General features: G+C 71.8%; 15 protein-coding genes. 2 read left to right on the forward strand and 13 right to left on the reverse strand.

Features of this window, described 5'->3' with window-relative positions:
- Positions 1-82: 82 nt before the first annotated feature.
- Complete coding sequence (locus ACGFIO_RS24440; RefSeq protein WP_392828909.1) at positions 83-910, reverse strand: NAD(P)H-binding protein; 828 nt, start codon at positions 908-910, stop codon at positions 83-85.
- Between the two features lie 125 nt (positions 911-1035).
- Between ACGFIO_RS24440 and ACGFIO_RS24445 the strand changes: the two genes are divergently transcribed.
- On the forward strand, positions 1036-1392 hold the full coding sequence (locus tag ACGFIO_RS24445) for a winged helix-turn-helix transcriptional regulator (RefSeq protein WP_392828910.1): 357 nt from the start codon (positions 1036-1038) through the stop codon (positions 1390-1392).
- Here ACGFIO_RS24445 and ACGFIO_RS24450 read toward each other — a convergent pair.
- The gene (locus ACGFIO_RS24450) at positions 1374-1865 is read right to left on the reverse strand and encodes a MarR family winged helix-turn-helix transcriptional regulator (RefSeq protein ID WP_392829028.1); all 492 of its coding nucleotides are present in this window, start codon (positions 1863-1865) and stop codon (positions 1374-1376) included. The genes ACGFIO_RS24445 and ACGFIO_RS24450 overlap by 19 nt on opposite strands.
- 46 nt (positions 1866-1911) lie before the next feature.
- On the opposite strand from ACGFIO_RS24450, the gene ACGFIO_RS24455 reads away from it, so the two are divergent.
- Positions 1912-3933: an MMPL family transporter gene (locus tag ACGFIO_RS24455; protein ID WP_392828912.1), complete on the forward strand. Its 2022-nt coding sequence runs from the start codon at positions 1912-1914 to the stop codon at positions 3931-3933.
- A 600-nt stretch (positions 3934-4533) separates the two neighbouring features.
- Here ACGFIO_RS24455 and ACGFIO_RS24460 read toward each other — a convergent pair.
- The 11 genes from ACGFIO_RS24460 to ACGFIO_RS24510 form a co-directional block, all read right to left on the reverse strand.
- Positions 4534-5316: a transglutaminase-like domain-containing protein gene (locus tag ACGFIO_RS24460; RefSeq protein WP_392828914.1), complete on the reverse strand. Its 783-nt coding sequence runs from the start codon at positions 5314-5316 to the stop codon at positions 4534-4536.
- A 37-nt stretch (positions 5317-5353) separates the two neighbouring features.
- Positions 5354-6031 carry a hemolysin III family protein gene (locus ACGFIO_RS24465; RefSeq protein WP_392828916.1) on the reverse strand — a complete coding sequence of 226 codons (678 nt, stop codon included), beginning with the start codon at positions 6029-6031 and terminating at the stop codon, positions 5354-5356.
- 54 nt (positions 6032-6085) lie between these two features.
- A complete protein-coding gene (locus ACGFIO_RS24470) occupies positions 6086-7846 on the reverse strand; it encodes an NHL domain-containing thioredoxin family protein (RefSeq protein WP_392829029.1) in 1761 nt (586 codons plus the stop codon).
- 8 nt (positions 7847-7854) lie between these two features.
- Positions 7855-11571, reverse strand: a complete 3717-nt coding sequence (locus tag ACGFIO_RS24475) for a hypothetical protein (protein ID WP_392828918.1) — start codon at positions 11569-11571, stop codon at positions 7855-7857.
- Positions 11572-11900: 329 nt separating this feature from the next.
- A complete protein-coding gene (locus tag ACGFIO_RS24480; protein WP_392829038.1) occupies positions 11901-12038 on the reverse strand; it encodes a hypothetical protein in 138 nt (45 codons plus the stop codon).
- A 107-nt stretch (positions 12039-12145) separates the two neighbouring features.
- Positions 12146-13504, reverse strand: coding sequence for a dihydrolipoamide acetyltransferase family protein (locus ACGFIO_RS24485; RefSeq protein WP_392828920.1), 1359 nt, complete (start codon positions 13502-13504; stop codon positions 12146-12148).
- Between the two features lie 5 nt (positions 13505-13509).
- Positions 13510-14493, reverse strand: a complete 984-nt coding sequence (locus ACGFIO_RS24490) for an alpha-ketoacid dehydrogenase subunit beta (RefSeq protein ID WP_392829031.1) — start codon at positions 14491-14493, stop codon at positions 13510-13512.
- Positions 14490-15629 carry a pyruvate dehydrogenase (acetyl-transferring) E1 component subunit alpha gene (gene pdhA, locus ACGFIO_RS24495; protein ID WP_392828922.1) on the reverse strand — a complete coding sequence of 380 codons (1140 nt, stop codon included), beginning with the start codon at positions 15627-15629 and terminating at the stop codon, positions 14490-14492. The genes ACGFIO_RS24490 and pdhA overlap by 4 nt, the downstream gene beginning before the upstream one ends.
- A gap of 1938 nt (positions 15630-17567) precedes the next feature.
- Positions 17568-18779 carry a hypothetical protein gene (locus ACGFIO_RS24500; protein ID WP_392828923.1) on the reverse strand — a complete coding sequence of 404 codons (1212 nt, stop codon included), beginning with the start codon at positions 18777-18779 and terminating at the stop codon, positions 17568-17570.
- 34 nt (positions 18780-18813) lie between these two features.
- Positions 18814-20460 (reverse strand): GTPase, encoded by a 1647-nt coding sequence (locus ACGFIO_RS24505; protein WP_392828925.1) that lies wholly within the window; start codon positions 20458-20460, stop codon positions 18814-18816.
- The gene (locus tag ACGFIO_RS24510) at positions 20457-22166 is read right to left on the reverse strand and encodes an ABC transporter (protein WP_392829032.1); all 1710 of its coding nucleotides are present in this window, start codon (positions 22164-22166) and stop codon (positions 20457-20459) included. The genes ACGFIO_RS24505 and ACGFIO_RS24510 overlap by 4 nt, the downstream gene beginning before the upstream one ends.
- Positions 22167-22471 lie beyond the last annotated feature (305 nt).

Below are 22471 nucleotides of genomic sequence, written 5' to 3' on the forward strand. Positions count from 1 at the left end.
GCTTCAGTGCGCGGAGCGGCGTTGCGAAAGCGTGATGCATGTGTGTGCTCAGAGCGCTCTGAGCACACATATGCATCGAGTACTACAGGGCCGCTCGGATCGCGTCGGACACCGGCGTGGCCGGGCGGCCGAGCAGTTCCTCGAGGTCGGCCGGGCCAGTCTCGAGCGCACCCTTGGCCGCGCCCCGGTCGGCGTCGGAGATCACGGCCGCGGCCTCCTCCGGCAGGCCCACGCCGACCAGGAACTCGGCGTACTTCTCCGGCGACAGGTCGGTGTAGGTCACCGGCCGGCCGGCCACCTCGCTGACCTGGGCGGCCAGGTCGGCCAGGGTGAAGCCGGGACCGCCCAGCTCGTACACCCGGGGCTCGCCCTTGATCAGCGCCGCGGCGGCCGCCTCGGCCAGGTCGCCGCGTGCGGCCGCACTGATTCGGCCGTCACCCGAGGCGCCGAACAGGCCGTTCTCGACGACGCCGGCGAAATCGTAGTTCTCGTAATACCAGCTGTTGCGCAGCAGGACGTGCGGCAGGCCGGACTCGCGGATCATCTGCTCGGTGGCCTGGTGCTCGCCGGCCAGGATCAGATCCGACGTGTCGGCGTGGGCGATGCTGGTGTAGGCGAGCAGGGACACGCCGGCCGCGGTGGCCGCCTCGACGACGTTGCGGTGTTGCGGGACGCGCTTGCCGGGCTCGCTGCTCGAGACGAAGAGCACCTTCTCGGCCCCGTCGAACACCGCGCGCAGGGCGGCCGGGTCCTCGTAATCGGCGCGCTCCGTGCGTACCCCCAAATCTTTGATCTTGTCGATCTGACGGCCCGTGGCCACGATCTGGTCGGCCGGTACGCCGCGCGCCAGCAGCGACTCGACGGCGTGGCGCCCGAACGGCCCGGTGGCCCCGGTGACGACGATGGTCATCTGATTCTCCTGAGATCTGCTCGGTGGAGGCTGTCATCGGGGGACAACCGGGCAGATCGGAGATCACTTCCCTTTGGTGACTGGGCACCTTGAAGTGTCATAGGTACCTGATAGATAGTGTCCTGGTGAAACCCAATGTGTACGCCAAGAACTGTGCCAGCCGCCAGGTTCTGAACCGGATCGGCGACACCTGGAGCGTGCTGATCGTCCACCTGTTGCGTAATGGTCCGGAGCGGTACACCGCGCTGCAGCGGGGCATCGAGGGCATCAGCCCCAAGATGCTCACCCAGACGCTGCGCGGGCTGGAGCGTGACGGTCTGCTTACGCGTACGGTGCACGCGGTGGTTCCGCCCCGGGTCGACTATGCGCTCACGCCGCTCGGTGAGAGCCTGCTCGAACTGGTCGCCGCGCTCGAGATGTGGTCCGAGACGCACATCCACGACGTGCAGGTGGCCCGGGCCGCCTACGACGCCGCGGCCTGACCCTTCCGGGTCGCGGTCACCGCCGCGATCATCCGGCGGACCACGGCCGTCGTCCGGGCCAGATCGTCATCGCCGACGTCGGCTGTCGCCGTGCGCATGCGCGCGCCCAGCGGCGTGAAGAAGTCGCCGGCCACCTGGCGCGCCGTCTCATGCATGGTCACCGTCACCCGGCGTCGATCATGCGGATCGCGGGTACGCCCGACATGCCCGGCCGCCTCCAGTCGGTCCACCAGCGCTGTCGCCGCGGCCGGACTGAGACCGAGGCGCTGGGCCAGCTCACCGACCGTCATCGGGCGCCCGGCCGCGTCGCCGGTGCTGATCCACATCACCGCGTTCAGATCGGTACGACCGAGGCGGTGCTCGCGCGCGAACGCCTCCACGAACACGTCGCTCTCGACCGTGAACTCGCGGAGCGCGTCGATCAGGTCGCTCAGGAGTTCTTCCCGTTCCGGTTGCCGAGGCACGGTCGACATCATATCTTTTCTATCATCGAATATTTCGACGATCGAAAGGTCGGCCATGTGGTTCCTCAGCCGAGTGGGCGCCGGCCTCGTCCTGCTCGCCACCGTGCTGCTCGCCGGGCTGGCATTCGCCTTCTCCCCGTCGCAGCCGACCGCCTCGCCGACCGACGGACTGCCCGCCGGAGCCCAGTCCACCGAGGTCACCGCCCTGGCCGACCGCTTCCCGAGCGGCCGGGTGGAATCCGCGATCGTCGTCGTCGAACGTGCCTCCGGGCCGCTGACCTCATCCGACAACGCGGCCGTGGCGTCGCTGGCGGCGTCCCTCCGCTCGCGGCCGGTCCCCGCCCCGGACGGACGTGCGGTCCTCCTACCGGTCACCCTCAGATCCAGCGACGAGGTCGAGTCACTGCGAGCAGAGGTACGCGCGGCGAACCTGCCCGCCGGCCTGACCGGGCAGGTCACCGGCGGGGCGGCGTTCGGGCACGACATCGCGGCCGCGTTCGACGGAGCCGACGTCACCTTGCTGATCGCCACCGCGTCCGTGGTCGCGGTGCTGCTGCTGATCACGTACCGCAGCCCCATCCTGTGGATCGTCCCGCTGGTCGTCATCGGGCTCGGCGACCAGGTCGTAGCCAAGCTGCTGCCGTGGGTCGCGCGACTGCTCGGCGAGCGCACCGACGCGTCCGTCGCCGGCATCGTCTCGGTGCTGGTCTTCGGCGCCGGCACCGACTACGCCCTGCTGCTGGTGTCGCGCTATCGAGAGGAGCTTCGGCGTACGCCGTCCCGGCGGGAAGCACTGACAGCGGCGTGGCGCGGCGCCGCCCCCGCCATCGTGGCCAGCGCCGGCACCGTCGTCCTGGCCCTCGCCACCCTGCTGGCGGCGGTGCTGACCAGCAACCGGACGCTGGGCGTGTCGGCTGCCGTGGGCGTACTCGTCGCCTTGATCTTCGGTCTGTTCGTCCTGCCCGCGGCCCTCGTCCTGGTCCCGCGCGGCGTGTTCTGGCCCGTCGTACCCCAGGCGGGCAGCGCCGACCCGACAACGACAGGCGTCTGGTCCCGGGTCGCCGGATTCGTCGGCCGGCGCCCCGACGCGGTGCTGCTCGGCGCGATCGTGGTCCTCAGCGTCTGCTCGCTCGGCCTCCTGAAGATCGACATCGGGCTGGCGCAGACCGAGCAGTTCCGGGTGAAACCCGAGGCGGTCACCGCACAGGAGGCGTTGACCAGGCACTTCCCCGCCGGCGCGGCCCAGCCGGCGACCATGGTCGTGGCGACACCCGAGCTTGAGCGGACCCTCGCCGCCGCGCGAGCCATCCCCGGCGTGGCCATGGTCGGAACCCCCGAGAAGTCGGACGACGGCGCCCTGACCAAGGCCACCGTGCAGCTCACCGACGACGCCGGCACGCCCGCCGCCGACCGCACGGTGCGGTCGCTGCGCGCGGCGCTGCCCGACGCGTTGCTCGGCGGGCAGCCGGCCGCGTCCCTCGACGAGCGCACCGCCAACCTGCGCGACGACCGGGTGGTCGTGCCGCTGATCCTCGGGGTGGTGCTGCTCGTGCTGATCCTGCTGCTGCGGTCACTCCTGGCGCCGGTGCTGCTGCTGATCACGGTGGTGGCGAGCTATGCGGCCAGCCTCGGGGCGGCGGTGATCGTGCTGCGGGCGTTCTTCGACCTGTCCGGGCTGGCCAGCAGCGTGCCGTTGCTGAGCTTCCTGTTCCTGGTGGCGCTGGGCGTCGACTACAACATCTTCCTGATCACGCGGGCTCGCGACGAAACGGTGGCGCGCGGCGACACCCGGGCCGGCACGCTGCGGGCCCTGGCCGCGACCGGCGGCGTCATCACCTCGGCGGGCATCCTGCTGGCGGCGGTCTTCGCCGTCCTCGGCGTCCTGCCGGTGATCGTTCTCACCCAGATCGGCGTGATTGTCGGGCTGGGGGTCCTGATCGACACCCTGCTGGTACGGACGATCGTGGTGCCCGCCCTTTCGCTTCTGCTCGGGGATCGGTTCTGGTGGCCGGCTCGCCCGGCCGTTGGGTCGTCCCGCCCCGCATCCGTGGGGAGGCAGGTGGCGGAGTCGCGCTGAGGAATCTCGCTCGCCGCCGGTGACACGATCGCCGCGGCCGCCGCCCGTCCCGTGATTCCTTGATTTGCAGGTGTTCCGTCGGGGGCTGGGTTGCCGCCACCTGTCGGGCGTCCCGTGGAGTTGGCTTGTCTCGCGGCGGGCGGGCTCGTGCTGGGGCGCCTGCGGTGTCGAATGCGTGGCCCGGTAGGCGACGCCAGCATCCAGGAGCGCGTCCCCCGAACGCCTCCGGGCGAGCGCCTTCGGCCATTGCGAAACCGTCCAAGGCTTTCGTGGATCTTGAACGGTCGCAGCTGCGCGCCGCCGCCACCCCCACCCCTGTGGGTGGGTAAGGAACGTAGCGCGTCGGGACGACAGTTCTCGGAGTTTTCCACAGGCGATGAGTGGTTGACATTCACCTTTGGTGAGAGTCCAGCGTGGACGGCATCGGTCGTTGTTACGCCCGCCCTGGAGGTTGACCATGCATCCTGAACTCGAACAACTCGCCCGCCGTCGGAGGCCGGCCGGCCCACGGGAATCGCGAGAGATCGCCCGCCGCGCACGTCAGCGCGAGGAGCGACGGCTTCTCGGGCTGCGCTGATGAGGGGGACGCCGTGGTGCTGATCAGGCTGCGCCGGGCCAAGGGATACGCGGGTCGCTGTGGTAGGCCTCCTGGGCCTTTGACAGTGGGCCGCCGGCCGCGCTCACCGCCGCCAGATCGTCGAGCAGGGCCACGTCCTCGGGCGGCAGCTTGTCGTAGTGGATCGGGATCAGGCCCCAGTTGTCCCAGGGGAGGGTTTCGTCGCGGTTGAGCGCGGCCAGGTCGCGGATCACGTTGCCCTGGATTTCCCACATGCCGCTCAGGTTGGCGGAGTGGACGCCGAGGGTGGCGGGGTCGCGGCGGCCCGCGCGGCATTCCAGCCAGGCCTGGCCGCCGACCAGGAAAGCGTCGCGAGGCACATTTGTCGGGTCGATGTCGAGCTTGGTGTAGGTGCCGGGCTCGGCGCTCAGGAGCTGGGCGTCGAAGAGGCGCCAGGTGTCGTCCTGCCAGACCTCGGCCACCCAGTGGTCGTCGTACCAGCCTTCGGCGAAGTAGCCGGCGAAGCCTGCCCTCGCCCGCGCGGGGCGGCCCTGGGCGCGCAGCATGGCCACCAGCAGCACGGCGAAGTCGCGGCAGGTGGCGGCGAAACGCTCCTGCGGCGGCCTCGGGGCCAGGGAGCCCAGGTGGGTCAGGATGGCGGCCAGGTCACGGGTGTTGGCCTCGTCGCGGCGCTCGGGGGGCAGGTCGAAGCCGAACGCCGCCGTGCAGTCGCGGTGGACCAGGACGCCGCCGATGATCTGGGCCAGCCGGGGGATGTCGGGTGGGAGCTCGGGGAAAGCGTGATCCGCCCGCCGATAGAAATCCATGGGCTGCACCCTAGAACACAGGTACGACAGAAGGGTCTCAGGCGAACAGGGCGAAGTAGATCGCTACGTGGTGGCAGATGGCGGCGACCAGGGTGCAGGCGTGGAAGAACTCGTGGTGGCCGAAGACGGTGGGCCACGGATTGGGGCGGCGCAGGGCGTAGAAGACGGCACCGACGCTGTAGGCCACGCCGCCGGCGCAGAGCAGGACCAAAGCCGCGACGCCACCGTTGTGCAGGACCTGCGGCATGATCGCGACGGCACCCCAGCCCAGGGCCAGGTAGAGGGGGGCGCTGGCCCAGCGGGGCAGGTGCGGCCAGATGGTCTTCAGGGCCACGCCGCTCACGGCGCCACCCCAGATCAGGCTCAACGTCAGGACTGCCGAGCCCTGGGGCAGGAGGAGAACACAGAACGGTGTGTACGTGCCCGCGATGAAAATGAAGATCATCGAGTGGTCCATGCGGCGCATGATCTGGTAGCCGCGTTCCGACCACACCCGGCGGTGGTAGAGGGCGCTGATGCCGAACAGGCCCAGCACCGTGACGCTGTAGACGAGGCAGGCGATGAACGGGGCGATGCCCGGCCGGCTCGCCGCGATCGAGCAGAGGACTGCCCCGCAGGCGAGCGCGACGAAGAACGCGAACTGGTGGAGCCGGCCCCGCATGCGAGGTTTGCCGAGGTCGGCCGGCTTCATGCGGAAGGGCGCCGAAGTCGTCACGCTCTCCAGGTTACGGCAGCGTAGGTTACCTGCAAGTAGGGTTAAGTCACATAGTCACGCGTCAAGGCCCCGCAGAACCAGGGGCAACCGGGCATCGCCGTCGGAACCGACCACGACGGGTACGCCCCAGTCCTGGCGGGTCAGGTGGCAGGCAGCGTGTTCCACGTCGGCGTCGCAGGTGGCCGCCTGGGCCACCACCTGAAGCACACCCGTACCCTCGGCAAGAACCAGGCGGCGGGTGAGCTGCGTCGTCACGCCACCACCTTCGAGCAGGAGCGACGGAGGCGAGGCGGAAACGGTCAGGCGGGTCGACGGCCCGAACTGCTCGTCCAGCTTCTGGCCGGGCGCCGGCGAGAAGATCACGTCGAGCCGGACCTCGCCGGCGGTCAGATGCGTCGGCGGGCGCTCGGTGCGCTGCCGCTCACCGCTGACCTGGCTGCTCACCGCGCCGGGAGCCAGCCGCACCAGGCGATGCGCGCCCGACTCGACGACCAGGATCTCGCCGGCCGCTGTCACCAGGATGTCGCTCGGCTCGGCCAGGCCGGAATCGATCGTCGACACGGTCCGCGTGGCCGGGTCGAAGCGGCGGATCGCGCCGTTGTAGGTGTCGGCGATCAGCACGTCGCCGCCGGGGAGAGCGGCCACGCCGAGCGGGTGCTGGAGCAGCGCCTCGGCCGCCGGGCCGTCCACGTGACCGAAGTCGAACAGGCCCTGGCCGACCGCGGTGTGCATCTCACCGTTCTCGATCCAGCGCAGCGCGGACGTCTCGCTGTCGGCGATCCACAGCCGATCGCCGGCCGCGGACAGGCCGGACGGCTGCGCCATCCAGACGTCGGGGATCGGTCCGTCGCGGAGGGACTCGACGGTGGTTCCGGCATAGACCCCGACGGTGCGGCGAACCGGGTCGAACCACCACAACTGGTGGATGCCGGCCATCGCCACGATCACCCTGTCGTCGAACCAGGCCAGATCCCACGGTGAGGACAGGTCGGCGGCCAGCGCGTCGTGAGCGTGATCGTCCACCGTGGAGCGCCACGGCTTCCCGCTGCCCGCGACCGTGATCACCTCGCCGGTGTCCAGCTTCAGCCCGCGCAACAGGTGGTTGACGGTGTCGGCGACGACCACGTCGTACCCGGCGATCTCGGCGGTCTTCGCCGGAAGAAGGAGCAGGCCCTGAGGCTCGGTGAAACCGCCCTCGATCCGGCGGACCTCATCGAACCCTGGGGTGAGCTCGACGATCGCGTGCCGGGTCGAATCCGAGACCAGCAGATTGCCGGACGGCAGCTCGATCGCCTTGCCGGGGAAGCGCAGCATCGTGTCGGCCGGCGGCGGTGGCACGTACGGCGAATCGCCGACCCGCAGCCCACCCTCGGCATTCAGCTCGTCGATCAGCCGGGACAAGCCCTCGGCGTGCCCCTCGCCGGCCATCGACGCCACCAGATAACCCTGCTGGTCGATCACCGCGAGCGTCGGCCACGCTTTGGCCGCATACTGCTGCCACGTCGTCATGTCGACGTCGTCCAGCACCGGATGGTGCACGCCGTACCGCTCGACCGCCGCGGCCAGCGCCTCCGGGTCACGCTCGTGCTCGAACTTGGGCGAGTGCACGCCGATCACGACCAGCACGTCGCCGTACTTCTGCTCCAGCGGCCGCAACTCGTCGAGCACGTGCAGGCAGTTGATGCAGCAGAACGTCCAGAAGTCGAGCAGCACGATCTTGCCGCGCAGGTCGGCCAAGGTGACCGGCTCGCCGCCGGTGTTCAGCCAGGCCCGGCCCCGCAACTCCGGGGCCCGAACCCGCGGACCCTTCTCGATCGCGGCCATCAGGGGCGCGGCTTGAGGCAGAGCACCTGGGTACGGCCATCGCTGGTCGGGTTCAGAACGTACGGCTGGCCCGGGTCGGAACACTTCTCCTTGGCATCGGTGACCGACGTCACCTCGAACGCCCCCGAGTCAGAGCAGGAAGCCTTGACCGCCTCGTCGCCGTCCCGCTTCACACACTCGCCGGCCGAAACCGTGAACCCGGCGCTGCCCTTGTCATCGCCGCCCGACGAGAACAGGTAGACCAGCCCGAACACCAGACCGAGGCCCAGCACACAGACCAGCACCACGACCAGGACGATCGGGAACATCCGAACCTTGCCCGGAGCCGGCGCCTCCGCCTTGGGCGTGGCCGGCTCGGCCTCGGGCCGGAACTGCTCGAACCGGCCCTGGTCGTCGTCCGGCGGGACGGGCGCCGACCAGTTGGTCGTCTGATCCGGCCCCGGCGGCGCAACCGTGCCACCCGGACCAGGGAAGACGCCACCCATCCGCGGGCGGTCACCCTCCATCCCCGGTGGAGGCGGCTGCGCGCCGGGCGGCGGGAAGCCGTCCACCCGCGGCGGCTGGGCGTGCATCTGCGGCAGCGCGCCCGGCGGGACGTACGCGTCCGGGCGGCTACGACCCGAGATGTCGGTCGTGTGCTCGCCGTACTGGTCGTTCGGGCCCGGCGGCGGCCCCGGAGGCCGGCTCCGTCCGGACACGTCGGTGGTCAGCTCCGAGAACGGCGGCCCACTCGGCGGCGCATCCGGCTGCCCCGGTGGTGGCCCCGCCGGCGGCGTGACCCGCGCGCTCGCCGCGGGCCGCGGTGCCTGACCCGGCGACTGCGGCGCGACCGGCGGCGGCCCACCCGGACGCTGGTACATCGCGTGATCCGGGCCCGGCTCTTCGGCCTCGGCCTTGGCCTTCTTGTCCCACGGCCAGGCACCGTCGTCCTCCGACGGCTCCTCCCCGGCCGGGGTGCTCGCGGCCGGGCGCCCATAGACCCGGGCCTGCGGGGCCGACGTCTGCGGCACCTCGTCACGGGACACCGAACGGCCCCCCATCGGCACGGACGCGCTGGCCGAGACCGGTCGCGCGGTGCCGGTGGCCGATCCGGGCTGGTCACTGGGGTCGCGCGGCTGCGGCACGTTGCGCGGTTCGCCCGAGATGGGCGCGGCCGGGAACGCGGCACCCGGGTCACTCTGGGCGGGTCCGCCCGGCACGTCGGGGCTCCCGCTGGTGGCAAACGACGCTCCCGGTACGCGCTGAGCGCCGAAAGCGTTGCCACCCTGCTCGCCACCGGGCCGCCCACCGAACGGCGAATCCGCCTCGTCCGCAGGCCTCCCCCCGAACGGGCCGCCGACGTCATCCGCGGACCGGCCACCGAATGGGCCGCCCGGCTCGTCCCCGGGCCGGCTGCCGAACGGGCCGCCCGCCTCATCACCGGGCCGACTGCCGAACGGGCCGCCTGCCTCATTGCCGGGCTGGCCGCCGAATGGGCCACCTGGACCTTCACCGGGGCCGGCGCCGAACGGGCCGCCGGCGCCCTGACCCGGGCCGGAGCCGAGGGGGCCACCGGCATTGTTGCTGGGAACGGAGCCGAAGGGACCGCCCGGGCCTTCGCCGGGGCCGGTGCCGAATGGTGACGCACCGGGGCCGCCGAACGGGCCGCCTGCTTCCTCGCCTGGACCCGCGCCGAACGGCGAGGAACCGGGACGGCCGCCGAAGGGGCCGCCGGACGACGGCTCGGTGCCGGGGCGGCTGCCGAAGGGGCCGCCGGACGACGGCTCGGTGCCGGGGCGGCTGCCGAAGGGGCCGCCGGAGGAGGGCTCAGGCCGGCTGCCGAACGGCGATCCGGACTCAGCGCCCGGGCGTGCGCCGAACGGGCTACCCGAGGCCGGTTCGTCGCCGGGGCGGCCGCCGAACGGACCGCCGGACGACGGCTCGTTGCGAGGACCGAACGGCGAGTCCGCCGGAGGCTGGTCACCACGGCCGCCGAACGGAGGCTGGTCGCCTGCCGCGCCGAATGGAGGCTGGTCGCCCGCGGAACCGAACGGGGCCTGGTCTCCCGTGGCGCCGAAAGGGGGCTGGTCGCCTGCGGCGCCGAATGGGGGCTGGCCGGCCGGGGCGCCGTAGAGGGGCTGGTCGCCGGATGGGGCGAAACCGGGCTGGTCGGGGTAGGCCGGCTGGCCGCTGCTGGGGGCGCCGAACGGAGGCTCGTTGCCGGGGGGCTGGTCGCCGGGGCGTTGGCCGAAGAGAGCGCCGGCGCCGGGAGCGTTGCCGGGGCGAGGGCCGAAAGGGCCGCCGGGGGTCAGTTCGGGGCGGTTGCCGTCGGGGTCGTCGGGCTGGCCGAAGACGTTGCCGCTGGGCTTGCCGAAGACCGAGCCACCGGCTGACGGCTGGTCACTCGGAGTAGCCGGGGGCTGGAACGGGGGTGGGGGCTGTGACGGCGGTTCGCCACGCCGGGTGAGGCCGAACACGCTCCCGCTGGGGGGTGGTTCGGTTGCGGGGCGGGCGTTCGCGAAACCCGAGAAGGACGAGACGCTCTCGGGGGTGGAGGGCTGGCGCTGAGGCAGCGGGCCGCCGCCGTCGAAGACCTGCGGGGACTCCTGGGCCTGGCGCTGGGGGAGGCTCCCGAACGGTGAGTCGCCAGGGGTGCGCTGGGCCGGCTGCTCGGGTGCGGCACCGAAAGGAGGCTCGGCCGCGGCACCGAACGGGGGCTCCGGCGCGCTGCCGAAAGGCGGCTCGGCCGCGCTGCCGAAGGGCTGCTGGTCAGGTGCGTTGCCGAACGGCGGCTGGTCGGTCGCACGGCCGAAGGGCGGTGGCTGGGCCGAGCCGCTGAACGGCGACTGGTCGGGCGCGCTGCCGAAGGGCTGCTGGTCGGGAGTGCTGCCGAACGGCGGCTGCTGGGCGGAGCCGGGGAACGGCGGCTGGTCGGGTGCGCTGCCGAAGGGCTGCTGGTCGGGTGCGTTGCCGAACGGCGGCTGGTCGGGGGTGTTGGCGAAAGGGGGCTGCTGGGCGGGGCCGGCGAAGGGCGGGTGCTGCGGCGCGGCGCCGAAGGGGGAGTCGGCGGACGGCTGGCGGATCGGCAGGTCGCCGGGCTGGCCGTTGCTGAGGCCGGAACCGGGCTGGCGCGGGGGCATGCCGTTGTCAACGGGTGGGGTGAAGCCGTCGGTCAGCGTGGCGCCGGGGACCCGGACCTGCTGGTCGCCGAACGGGTTCTGGCCCCGGCCGGGTGAACCGGCCGCGAAGCCGGTGTAGTCACCGGTCTGTGCGCCTGAACGATATGGGTGTTCGTCGGCGTCGTCGCCCGGAGCGGCGGGGGGCTGGCCGGGCGGAGCCCACCCGGGTCGCGAGCCGTTGCCGGGGCCGCCGGAGGAACTGGCCGGGCCGCCGGAGGGGCCGGGGTAACCGGCGGGGCCACTCGAGGGGCCGCCGTGACCGCCTTGGCCATCAAAGGGGTGACCGGGGTGACCGGCGGGGCCGGTGCCGGGAGCGCCGGCGGTGGGTACGCCGTAGCGGTTGCCGGGGGTCTCGGGGAACTGGCGGTTCGCGGGCGGCGGGACGGCCGGGACCACGAAGGGCGAGCCGCCGTTCGGGGTGTTCTGTGGTGGCGGACCGTACGTGTGCGGCTCCCGCTCGCCGTCGGAGTCCGGCGGGAAGCCTTCCGCACCGGGAGCGCCGTTGCCCGACGTGGCCTCGGCCGGCTGCCGGCCGGCGTGGTGCCCCTCGGACGTCATATCCGCCTCCTCGATCGCTTTTCGGCCGGACAGCATCGCGGAAGGCCCTTGACCGGCCGGGGGTGCGCACCCCCGGCCGCCGGGACCGTCGACCGGCCTGGCCGTGCGGGATCGCCGGCCCGTGGGGAGCGGACGCCGGATCCCGGTCGCGGCCCCCGGCGGACTGACCGACCGGGCTGGCGACCGTGCCCAACCGTACCGGGCGTTGCGGCCGGTCGGAACTCCGGTGTACGTCCCTGGGCGTCACATTCGGTACCTATCGGAACGTGACAAAAAGTTGGCCCGCCCGGGTCGGAGCCGGGCGGGCCAGTGGGGAGGGTGGGGGTTGGTCAGGAGAAATGGCGCTGCGCGAAAACGGCGATCTCGTCGCGCATGGCCTGGGTCGGAGCCGACTGCCACGCACGCGCGAGAGCGCGGTTCTCACGGGAGATAACGCGGCGGCGGCGGATGCGGTCGATCATGCTCACGGTTCTCACTCCTCGTTGTTCGGTGCACCACCAGTGTGGCTCACCGAACGACGAGCAGCCAAACAATTAAGGGGTGATCCCGAGCACCAGCCTAAGAATCGTAGGCTCTAGGTCCACGAGAGCAAGGCTTCCTCGGGATCTTCAAGGAAACGGCCGATGTCGCGCAGGAACTTCGAGCCCAGTTCGCCGTCGATGATCCGGTGGTCGAAGGAAAGTCCGAGAGTGGTGACCTGGCGGACTTTGATCTTGCCCTTGTGCACCCACGGAGTGGGGCGGATCACGCCGAAGGCCAGGATCGCCGCCTCGCCTGGCGGCAAGATCGGCGTTCCGGTGTCCACGCCGAAGACGCCGACATTGCTGATCGAGAACGTGCCGCCGGCCATGTCGGACGGTGGCGTCTTGCCCGACTTGGCCACCTGGACCAGGGAGTTCAGGGCCTCGGCGAGCTCGCGCAGGGTGAGCAGGCCGGCGTCCTTGACGTTGGGCACGATCAGGCCCCGCTCGGTGGCGGCGGCGATGCCCAGGTTGACGTAGTCCTTGACCAGGATGTGGTCGCCGGACCAGGTCGAGTTGACCATCGGGTGCCGCTTGAGCGCGACCAGGACCGCCTTGGCCACCATGAGCAGCGGCGAGACGCGCAGGTCACGGAACTCGCGACGCTCCTTGACGCGCTCCAGCGCCTTCATCGAACGGGTGACGTCGAGGGTCAGGAACTCGGTGACGTGCGGCGCGGTGAACGCCGAGGCGACCATGTTCTCGGCCGTGAGCTTTCGGACACCCTTGACCGGGATGCGCTGTTCCCGGCCGGTGGCAACGGGCGCCGGCTGGGCCACCGCCTGCTGGACGTCCGCACGGGTCACCGACCCGGACGGGCCGGAGCCGACCAGGCCCGCCAGCTCCACGCCCAGGTCGCGGGCCAGCTTGCGCACCGGTGGCTTGGCCAGGACGCGGCTGCCGGAAGGAACGGAAGCCGGAACCGGGACTTCGCGTGGCGGCGGAGCGGGCGTGGGGCTGGGCGCCACCGGCACTGGAGCAGGCGGTGTCGGCGTACCCATCCGCGTTCTTCTTTTCGCGGTTGTGGTTTTCGGGCCGTAACCCACCAGCACCGCCGTACGCCCGCCGGGCGCCGCACCACCGATCAGGCCGGGCTCGACCATGCCCTCCTCGGGCGGAGTACCGATCTCGGCCAGCGTTTCCGGCGAGGGCACAGGGCCCGCGGACGGATCCGTGTCGATCGCCACGATCGGCGAACCGACCTCCACCGTCGTACCGGCCTCGACGTAGATCTTGGCGATCCGGCCGCCCCACTTGGCCGGGATCTCGACTGCCGCCTTGGCCGTCTCGACCTCGACGATGGGCTGGTTCAGCTCGATCAGGTCACCGACCTTGACCAGCCAGGACAGGATCTCGCCCTCGGTCAGGCCCTCGCCCAGGTCGGGCAGGTTGAACTCTTTGATCCGCGACATCGGGCTCACCATCCGAACGAGCGGTCGACGGCATCCAGCAGCCGGTCCAGGTCGGGGAGGTATTCCTCCTCGACGCGGGCCGCCGGATAGGGAATGTCGTAGCCGGTGACGCGCAGCACCGGCGACTCCAGCGAGTAGAAGCACTGCTCGCTGACCCGGGCCGCGACCTCGGCGCCCATGCCCAGGTTGCCCGGCGCCTCGTGGACGACGACGCACCGCCCGGTCTTCTTGACCGAGGCGAAGACCGGATCGAGGTCGAGGGGCGAGAGGGTACGCAGGTCGATGACCTCCAGTTGCCGGCCGTCCTCGGTGGCCGCCTCGGCCGCGTCGAGGGCCGTACGCACCATCGGGCCGTACGCGACGACCGTGGCGTCCGTGCCCTCGCGCACCACCCGCGAGGCGTGCAGCGGGAACGTGGGCTCGGTGTCCAGGTCGACCGCGCCCTTCTCCCAGTAGCGGCGCTTCGGCTCGAAGAACACGATCGGGTCGTCGGAGCTGATCGACTGCTGGATCATGTGGTACGCCTCGGACGCGTTCGAGCAGGTCACGACCTTGAGGCCGGGCGTGTGGGCGAAGAGCGCCTCGGGCGACTCGGAGTGATGCTCGACCGCGCCGATGCCGCCGCCGAAGGGGATCCGGATGACGATCGGCAGCGCCACGTTGCCCGACGTGCGGTAGTGGATCTTGGCGACCTGGGTCACGATCTGGTCGAACGCGGGGAAGACGAACCCGTCGAACTGGATCTCACAGACCGGCCGGTAACCGCGGATGGCCAGGCCGATCGCGGTGCCGATGATGCCGGACTCGGCCAGCGGGGTGTCGATCACCCGATCCTCGCCGAAGTCCTTCTGCAGGCCGTCGGTGATCCGGAAGACGCCGCCCAGCTTGCCGACGTCCTCACCCATCACCACGACCTTCCGGTCGCGTTCCATGGCGCGGCGCAGACCGTGGTTGAGCGCCTTGCCCAAGCTCAGAGACTCGGTCATCAGTGCGCGCTCCCTTCGAACGAGGAGTGGTACGCGGTGAACTCGGCCCGCTGCCGGTCGACGGTCGCGGAGCCGGTCGGGTAGACGTTGTCGAACATCGAGACGGGCTGCGGGTCGGGCATCTCGAGCACCCGCTCGCGCAGGTCCAGGGCGAGCGTCTTGGCGCCCTCGTCGACCTCGGCGAAGAAACCGTCGTCGGCGATCTGCTGCTTGGTCAGGAACGCCTTCATCCGGGCGATCGGGTCCTTGGCCTTCCAGGACTCCATCTCGCTGGCGATCCGGTAGCGGGTCGGGTCGTCCGAGGTGGTGTGCGCGCCCATGCGATAGGTGTACGCCTCGATCAGCGTCGGCCCCTGCCCGTTGCGGGCCTGGTCCAGGGCCGCCTTGGTCACCGCATAGCTGGCCAGCACGTCATTGCCGTCGACCCGGACGCCGGGGAAGCCATAGCCCATCGCCCGCCGGTACAGCGGGACCCGGGTCTGACGTTCCAGCGGCTCGGAGATCGCGTACTGGTTGTTCTGGCAGAAGAACACGATCGGGGCGTGGAAGACGCTGGACCAGACGAACGCCTCGTGAACGTCGCCCTGGCTGGTCGCGCCGTCGCCGAAGTAGGCGATCGTGGCCTCGCCGTCCGGGGTGCCGGTCTTGCCGTCCATGGTGATGCCCATGGCGTAGCCGGTCGCGTGCAGGCACTGCGCACCGATCACGATCGTGTACGTGTTGATCCGGAACTCGTCCGGATCCCAGCCGCCCTGGTCGACCCCACGGAACAGCCCGAACGGCTTGACCGGGTCGACGCCACGGGTGTAAAGCACGCCATGCTCGCGGTAGGTGGGGAACGCCATGTCGGTCTTGCGCATCGCCCGCCCGGAGCCGACCTGGGCCGCCTCCTGACCGAGCAGGCTGGCCCACAGGCCGAGCTCGCCCTGCCGCTGGAGCGCCACCGCCTCGGCATCCAGCCGGCGCACCGTGACCAGGTCGCGGTAGAGACCGCGGTACTCGTCGTCGGTGAAGTCGACGGAGTAGGTGACGCCGTCGTCGGTGGTGACGCTGTCAACCCGTTCGCCCTCCGGGGTGAGCAGCTGGACGAAGCCGCCGGCCGGAGCGTCCGCGCCGGCCTCGGTATCGCCGTTCGCCATCTGTGTCTCCCTGTTCATCTCGTGCCCACGGCAGGGGTTGCCCGTCCGCGCGGCGGAACCGCTGGGGTGGCCGCGCCTGACCCTGGTGAGGCTGCCGCGCGGCTCGGCGGCAGGAGTCATGACCCCTGCCGGGGAGTGACGACCCGCACCCGTTTGGTGCCACGGCCGCAGTGCCGTCCGGTCCTCATCCTGGCAGAGAACGTGAGCCCTATTACAGGTCGGCTCGATCACACCTAGGAAATTCTGCTGTTACGTCGATGAGGCGCTTTGTCCGGGTACGCCGTTTTTGGGCTCGGCCTTCCGCGCGAAACGTTCTTGACCGCCGCTGCCTCCTCGTCCCACCGTCGTTCACCCCACCAGCAGGCGGATCGGTGTTGATCTTTATCTGGGGGTGCATCTCGGTGCGGCAGGAACCGGACGACGACGGGCTGGTGCCCCCGGCCAAGGTGCTCCGCCGGCGCCTGAACGGGGTCTACCGCGCCGACGGGTTCCGCGGACCAACCCGTCGGTACGTGCTAATGGTCGCGCTGCTGGTCGGGCTCGCGTCGCTGCCCACGCTGGCGGCGATCACGGCCGGGTCGAACCAGCTATCCGACGGCACGACCGGGGCGATGGACGTACCGCTCCTGCCGCTGCCGTCGTCCGGCCCGGTGATACCGATCCTGCCCGACCCGCCGCCTTCGGCCGAACCCGGTGGTGGAGATGCGTCGACCGGCGCCGGGCCGTCGACGGCCGAGCCCGAGAAACCCAAGCCTGGGTACGCGCCTTCGCCGCGGCCGTCACAATCGCCGGCGCGGCCTGGGGCACAGGGCGGCGGGTCGCCGGCCCGGCCACAAGATCACCGGGACGAGTGGGGGTCGCAGTCCGGGAGTTCCGGGCAGCGGCCGACCAGGCCGGGCGGGTCCGGCAAGCCGGGCGGGTCTGGTAAGCCGGCCGGATCTTCAGCGAAGCCGGGCGCGTCTTCGACTAAGCCCGGTGGGTCTTCGGGGAAGCCTGGGGGTGGGTCCGGGAAGCCAGGGGACGACTGGTGGGCTTCGTCCGGCTGGGCTTTTCCCGCTGCGCCGGCTTCTCCCGCTGCGCCGGCTTCTCCCGCTGCGCCGGCTTCTCCCGCTGCGCCGGCTTCTCCCGCTGCGCCGGCTTCTCCCGCTGCGCCGGCTTCCCCCGGCGAGCCGGTTTCTCCCGGCGAGCCGGTTTCTCCCGGCGAGCCGCCGGTCCGGTCCGGCCAGCCGCCCTGCCACGACCGGGGCAAATGCGGATCGCGGCCGCACCACCACCATCGCCCCGACCTGTCCCGACACAAGACCTGCGATGACGCCTCGCATCGTTCGCACTGGTCACACCATCAGGACGGCGACGAGCGACCGATCATCGTCCACATCGAGCCCAGCGGCCGCCACGGCCAGCGCCGCACCATCCACGGGCAGTCCGGCCGCCGCGCCTGGCACCGCCCGGCTCTCGACCGCGGATCAACCGCTACCCGCGGGAAGTTTCGGCAGTTTGTCACCTCGATCGTCGTCCGCCGGTCGTCCGACCGGTCCGCAACCAGCCGGAGGTCATCCGTGGCCGAGCGCCCGTACAACGTCCGACCTGCCCGTTCGGTCGAGCGCACGCACAACAGCCGCCGCTACGCCGAGGCCAGCCGGCCGGACGAGCCACAGTCGGGAGGCCGCTCCTACCGCGGCCACCACCGTGCCGAACGCCGCCACCACGACGGCCAGCACCGAGCCGACGAATCCTGGGCGGTCAGCCATCACGGCCGCCACCACGCCGACCAAACCGCCTGGCCGCGCTGAAACTCCGTGGTAGCCAGAAGCGCCGTCCGCCCCTCAACCACCGCCCCGGGCCTACCACCAAGAACCCGATGGGTAGGCCCGATCGGCGCCCGCGGCGACGGCGGCGCTCTCGCCTACCACTGAGAATTGGGGTGGCAGGGGGAGTTCAGTCGCCGTTGAGGCGGTGGCGGTTCTGGTCGATCCAGGCGTCGATGGCGTCACTGTCGTTGGGGTCGACGCCCTCGGAGATCAGCTGGGCGACGGCGGCCGTGGCGGGGCTGCGGCGCTCGCCGGTCGCGTAGAGGCGGGCGAACTCGTCGATCATGTCCTCGACCACTTCGTCGATCTGCTCGGTGGCCGCGGCGGGCAGGCCGCGGCGGCGGACCGCGTACGCCGACCAGGCCCTGGTCACGCGCGGGAGCATCGCGGCGTCGTCCATGTCCAGCACGGCGCGGCGGTGCACCCAGTCGAGCAGGAACAGCCCGGCCACGGCGGGGCTCCAGCGCAACGGGTCGGCATCCGGCAGACCGGCCGCGTGGTCGGTGATCAGGCTCAGACAGAAGTGCAGGCTGGCGACCTCGTCGTCGGCGCGCAGGTCGGCCAGGGCGAACCGGGCCGCCTCGGGGGACGACAGGAAGTCGCGCACCAGATCCTGCACGCTGCGGCTGGGCGGCTCGGGCAGCCGTGGCACCGTCGAGGCGGGCAGCAGATGCAGCCGGGACACGGCCAGCGCCCGGTCGGTGGCCAGCGAACCCTCGGACGGCAGGTCGGTCAAGCCGTCGGTGATCTCCAGGTGGCGGTCGACCTCGTGCCGGAGCCGGCCCGGATCCTCCTCGCGGAACCAGGTCAGCTCGTCGGCCGCGCACATCTGGTGGACCTGGTCCAGGATGCGGCCGGCGGGGCTGCCGACATAAAGGTCCTTGGCGATGCCGATGTTGTGGTCGATCAGGGCCACCATCGCGTGGTCGGAGCCGCCGTCGACGCTGTCCTCGTACGCGAAAGTGACCAGGTAGGAGGTCTGGTCCCCGTACACGTCGCCGTAGGCATAACAACCGGTGACCCGGACCCGCCCCACCTGATCGGTCCACGCCGGGGCCTGCGTGCCGGGCCGCACCTCGCCGGCGCCCTCGGCGTCGGGCACCAGCTTGGCGAACACCGACCGGATGGTGGTGGCCGAAGCAGCGCGGCGGCGGGTGGTCGCTCCGAGGAAACTGCCGACGAAGTCACGCACCGCCGCCGCGCGATCGTTTCCGGCCACGGCGTAGACGCTGCCGAGCAGCGCGGTGGCGAGCATCTCGGCATCCAGCGCGCAGTCGAGTTTCGCCACGTCGCGGGCCGCGTGCAGGACCGCTTCGTACGGTGTCTGAGGGGCCGCCATGCCGCGAGCGTACCCGCCACCGGTGCTGCGGGAACTACTCGGAGCGGACGGCGGTCAAGGCTTCACGCGCCTGTGCGTACGCGTTCAGCACCTCACGCACCGGCGCCACCACATGCTCACGGGCCACCCCGGTGACCGCGCTCTGCAGGCGCTGCTCGGCCCGCCGCTGGGCCCGCCGCGCGGCCCAGTTGATCAGCGGTTTCAGCAGCAGCCAGAGCAGGATCCCGAGCACCAGGCCACCGACCAGCAGGACCAGCGGCAACGCGAAGCCGGCGACCTCGACGAGGTCCAGCGGCGCCAGGTCGAACGCGCCCGCCACCAGCCAGCCCAGCCCGGCGACCGCGGCCACCAGCAGCAGCCACTGCAGGGCACCGACCAGGCGCCACCAGATCGGCGTGCGGCTCATGCCCAGATCGGTGGAACCGACCGCCCGGTCGAGGGCGTCCGGCAGGTCATCCGACCGGGACCGGGAGGCCGTGGTCAGGGCGCCCGACCAGACCGCGGGGATCGGTGCGGCGGCCCGGGCCGCGACGGCTCGCACCGACAGCCCGACCGCGGACTTCTGCGCGGCGGTCGTCTCGGGCAGCGAAAGCCGGGCCGGGGAGGAATCCCCGGAAATGTGCAGGCGCTTGAGCGGGTCGGGGCGGAACCGGTTCCATCCGCGTACGAGCGGCCAGCCCGTCGCCGCGGCCGCACGCTGCCGGTACGCGTTGCCGGTGGCCGCCGCCACCGCCGGCACACCGGCCGACGCGGCGAGCGCCTCGGACAACTGGCGTACCGTCGCCCGGTCCACCTCGTCCTCGGCCGCCGGCGGTCCGATCATGGTGGTCAACTGCTCGCTGACCGCGTCCAGGTCACCGGCCAGCCGGCGCAGCGACGCCTGCCGCTCCGCGACCGTCTTCTCCAGCGCCTCGCGCAGCTCGGTGAGCATGCCCGGCTGCTTGGCCGAGGTGGCCATCACCGGCGCCGACTCCAGCCCGTCCTCGTCCAGCAGCCGGCGCAGATCACCCAGCACCACCTCGGTGTCGCCCGAGGACAACCGGTCGGCCTGGTTGAGCACGACCATCGTGACGTCGCCGATCGCCCGGAACTGACGCAGGTAGGCGTTGTGCAGGATCCGGTCGCCGTACTTCTGCGGGTCGACCACCCAGATCACCTGGTCGACCAGGCCGAGCAGCCGGTCCACCTCGAGCCGGTGGCCGCGCTCGACCGAGTCGAAGTCGGGCAGGTCGAGCAGCACCAGGCCACGCAGGGCGGCCTCGTCGTCGCCGTCCAGCGCGCTCTCCCGCACGTAGCGGTGCCGTGGCAGCACCCCGACCCAGTCGAGCAGCCGGTTGGCCGGCTCCAGCGGGCCCCACACGCAGGCGTGTGCGACGCCGGTGGTCGGCCGGCGCACCCCGACCGGGGACAGCTTCAGCCGGGCCAGCGCGTTGAACAGGCTCGACTTGCCGCTGCCGGTCGACCCGGCCAGCGCGACCACGGTGTGGTCCTGGGACAGCTTGAGCCGGGTGCCGGCCCGCTCGACCAGCGTGTGCGCGGCGACCAGGTCACCGTCGGGCAGGTAGGGGTCGGTCACCCGCAGGAAGCGGGACAGCGACTCGAACCGGCCGACCAGCTTGTCGGCGTCGATCCGCCCGTCGTCGCGGGTCAGCGATTCGCGCACCTTCTCCACCAGACTCATCCATCACCGGCCGTGGTCAACGCGAGTTCGTCCCGCGTACGTTCCACCTCGTCGGCCGCCTGGCGCAAGGTTCCGCCCGGCTCCAGTTCGAGGCCGGCCGCCGCGGTCCGGTCGGTGAACCGGGCCGCCTCGGAGTCGAGCAGCTCGTCGACCCGGGTCAGCAGGTTTTCGCGGGCCCGTCCGGCCAGCGTACGGATCGCCTGATCGCCGAAGATCGCCTCGAGCAGCTTCTGCGCGGCGAGCGTGGTGCCCGCACCGACCGCGACCTCGGCGCCGGTCGGGATGAAGGCGGTCGACGTGAAGACCGCGATCATCACGGCTAGACCCACACCATTCACCGCGTACGCGCCGGCGCGAGCCACGAACCGTTTGTCCCCGGCCTCCTCGCGGACCAGCTCCAGCACCCAGTGCTGCCAGTCGCGGACCAGCCGGTCGGCGCGTTCGGGCAGATCCGCCGCGGGCTTGCGCATCGGTGGCTCGAGCAGCGCCGACCCGGCCGGATGGGCCTGCCACGCCGCGAACGCCTGCTCGGCGGCGTCCGACGACACCCCGCGAAGCAGGGTGACCAGCTGCGACTCGAGCGCGTGCCGCAGGTTGCGCCCCGGCGCCGGCCGCCCGGTCAGCGCGGCGACGACCCGGTCCCGCAGGTGGCCGACCCGCGACTCCAGGGAGCGCAGGAACTCGCCGGTCCCGACGAACTCCTGCCATCGGGCCAGCACCTCGCCCCGCAGCAGCCGCCCGTCCTGCAAGCCGTCGGCCACTGTCCGCTTGGCCGTGCGATAGGCGGCGGTCACCCGCTCGTCCAGCGCCGACGCGGCCACCGACTGGTCGTCGGACGCGTCGGCCAGCCCGTCGACGGCCGGCCCGAGCGCGGCCAGCGCACCGTCGAGCGTCTGGCGTACCACCGCGGACCGGGCGGTTGCGTCGGCGGCCAGCTTTTCGAACCAGTCGTGCAGCGGCCGGGTCACGTCCTCCGGAAGCAGCGCCTGGCCGCCCAGCTGCACCTCGGGCAGCACGAACAGCGGCGCCGCGGCCATGTCGTGCTCGGCCAGCATCTCGCGCAGGTGCGCGGAGATCTCACCGGCGGCCTCGGGCGGCACCCGGTCCAGCACCAGTGCGATCACCGTGCCGCGCAGGCGGGCGGTGGTCAGCAGCTCCCACGGCACCGCGTCGGCGTAGCGGGCGGCGGTGGTCACGAACAGCCACAGATCGGCCGCGGCGAGCAGTTGCGCGGCGAGCTTGCGGTTGCCCTCGACGACCGAGTCGATGTCCGGTGCGTCGAGGAAGGCCAGGCCCGGGCCGAGCGCCGGGGCGGTGACCAGCTGCAGGGTGCGCGGGTCGGAACTGGACACAGTGGTGCGTACCAGCCCCGGCAGCAGCTCACCCTTGCGGAACCAGGGCATGTCGTCCGGGTGGCCGACCAGCACCGGCGAGCGGGTGGTCGGGCGCAACACCCCGGCCGCGCTCACGGGCGCCCGGACCAGGCTGTTGACCAGTGTGGACTTGCCTGCCCCGGTGGATCCGCCGACGACCACGAGCAGCGGTGCGTCGAGCCGGGCGAGGCGCGGCAGAAGGTAGTCGTCGATCTGCGAGACGAGGGCTTTGCCGATCCGTCGCGCTTCGTCGGCCGAGGGCATGACCAGGGGGTACGCCGCGGCTCCGATTGCCGCGCGCAGGCGTGACAGGGCTTCGGCCAGCTCACCGATCTCTGGGGGTGCCTCGGTCGGCTTCTCCGGGGCTGGCGGCTTCTCGGCTGGTGGGGGCTCGGTCGGTGGGGCGGTGGCCGGGACGGCCGGGGCCACGGCGGGTGGGGCGTTCCGGGGCGGGAGGGCCAGGGAGAGCGGCTCCTGCACCGTTGGATCCGGCGTCAGGAAAGCCTTGGTCGGTGGCTCTTCGGCGGTGATCGGCTCGGTGGGTGGCTCTTCGGCGGTGATCGGCTCGGTGGGTGGCTCTTCGGCGGTGATCGGCTCGGTGGGTGGCTCTTCGGCGGTGATCGGCTCGGTGGGTGGCT

The organism is Actinoplanes sp. NPDC049265, from assembly GCF_043197135.1.
GTDB lineage: Bacteria > Actinomycetota > Actinomycetes > Mycobacteriales > Micromonosporaceae > Actinoplanes.

Bases quoted from the DNA above. Each gene is read 5' to 3' on its own strand.
- ACGFIO_RS24440 (WP_392828909.1), bottom strand. From the start codon at position 910: ATGACCATCGTCGTCACCGGGGCCACCGGGCCGTTCGGGCGCCACGCC.
- ACGFIO_RS24450 (WP_392829028.1), bottom strand. From the start codon at position 1,865: ATGTCGACCGTGCCTCGGCAACCGGAACGGGAAGAACTCCTGAGCGAC.
- ACGFIO_RS24455 (WP_392828912.1), top strand. From the start codon at position 1,912: ATGTGGTTCCTCAGCCGAGTGGGCGCCGGCCTCGTCCTGCTCGCCACC.
- ACGFIO_RS24460 (WP_392828914.1), bottom strand. From the start codon at position 5,316: ATGGATTTCTATCGGCGGGCGGATCACGCTTTCCCCGAGCTCCCACCC.
- ACGFIO_RS24475 (WP_392828918.1), bottom strand. From the start codon at position 11,571: ATGACGTCCGAGGGGCACCACGCCGGCCGGCAGCCGGCCGAGGCCACG.
- ACGFIO_RS24485 (WP_392828920.1), bottom strand. From the start codon at position 13,504: ATGTCGCGGATCAAAGAGTTCAACCTGCCCGACCTGGGCGAGGGCCTG.
- pdhA (WP_392828922.1), bottom strand. From the start codon at position 15,629: ATGGCGAACGGCGATACCGAGGCCGGCGCGGACGCTCCGGCCGGCGGC.
- ACGFIO_RS24500 (WP_392828923.1), bottom strand. From the start codon at position 18,779: ATGGCGGCCCCTCAGACACCGTACGAAGCGGTCCTGCACGCGGCCCGC.
- ACGFIO_RS24505 (WP_392828925.1), bottom strand. From the start codon at position 20,460: ATGAGTCTGGTGGAGAAGGTGCGCGAATCGCTGACCCGCGACGACGGG.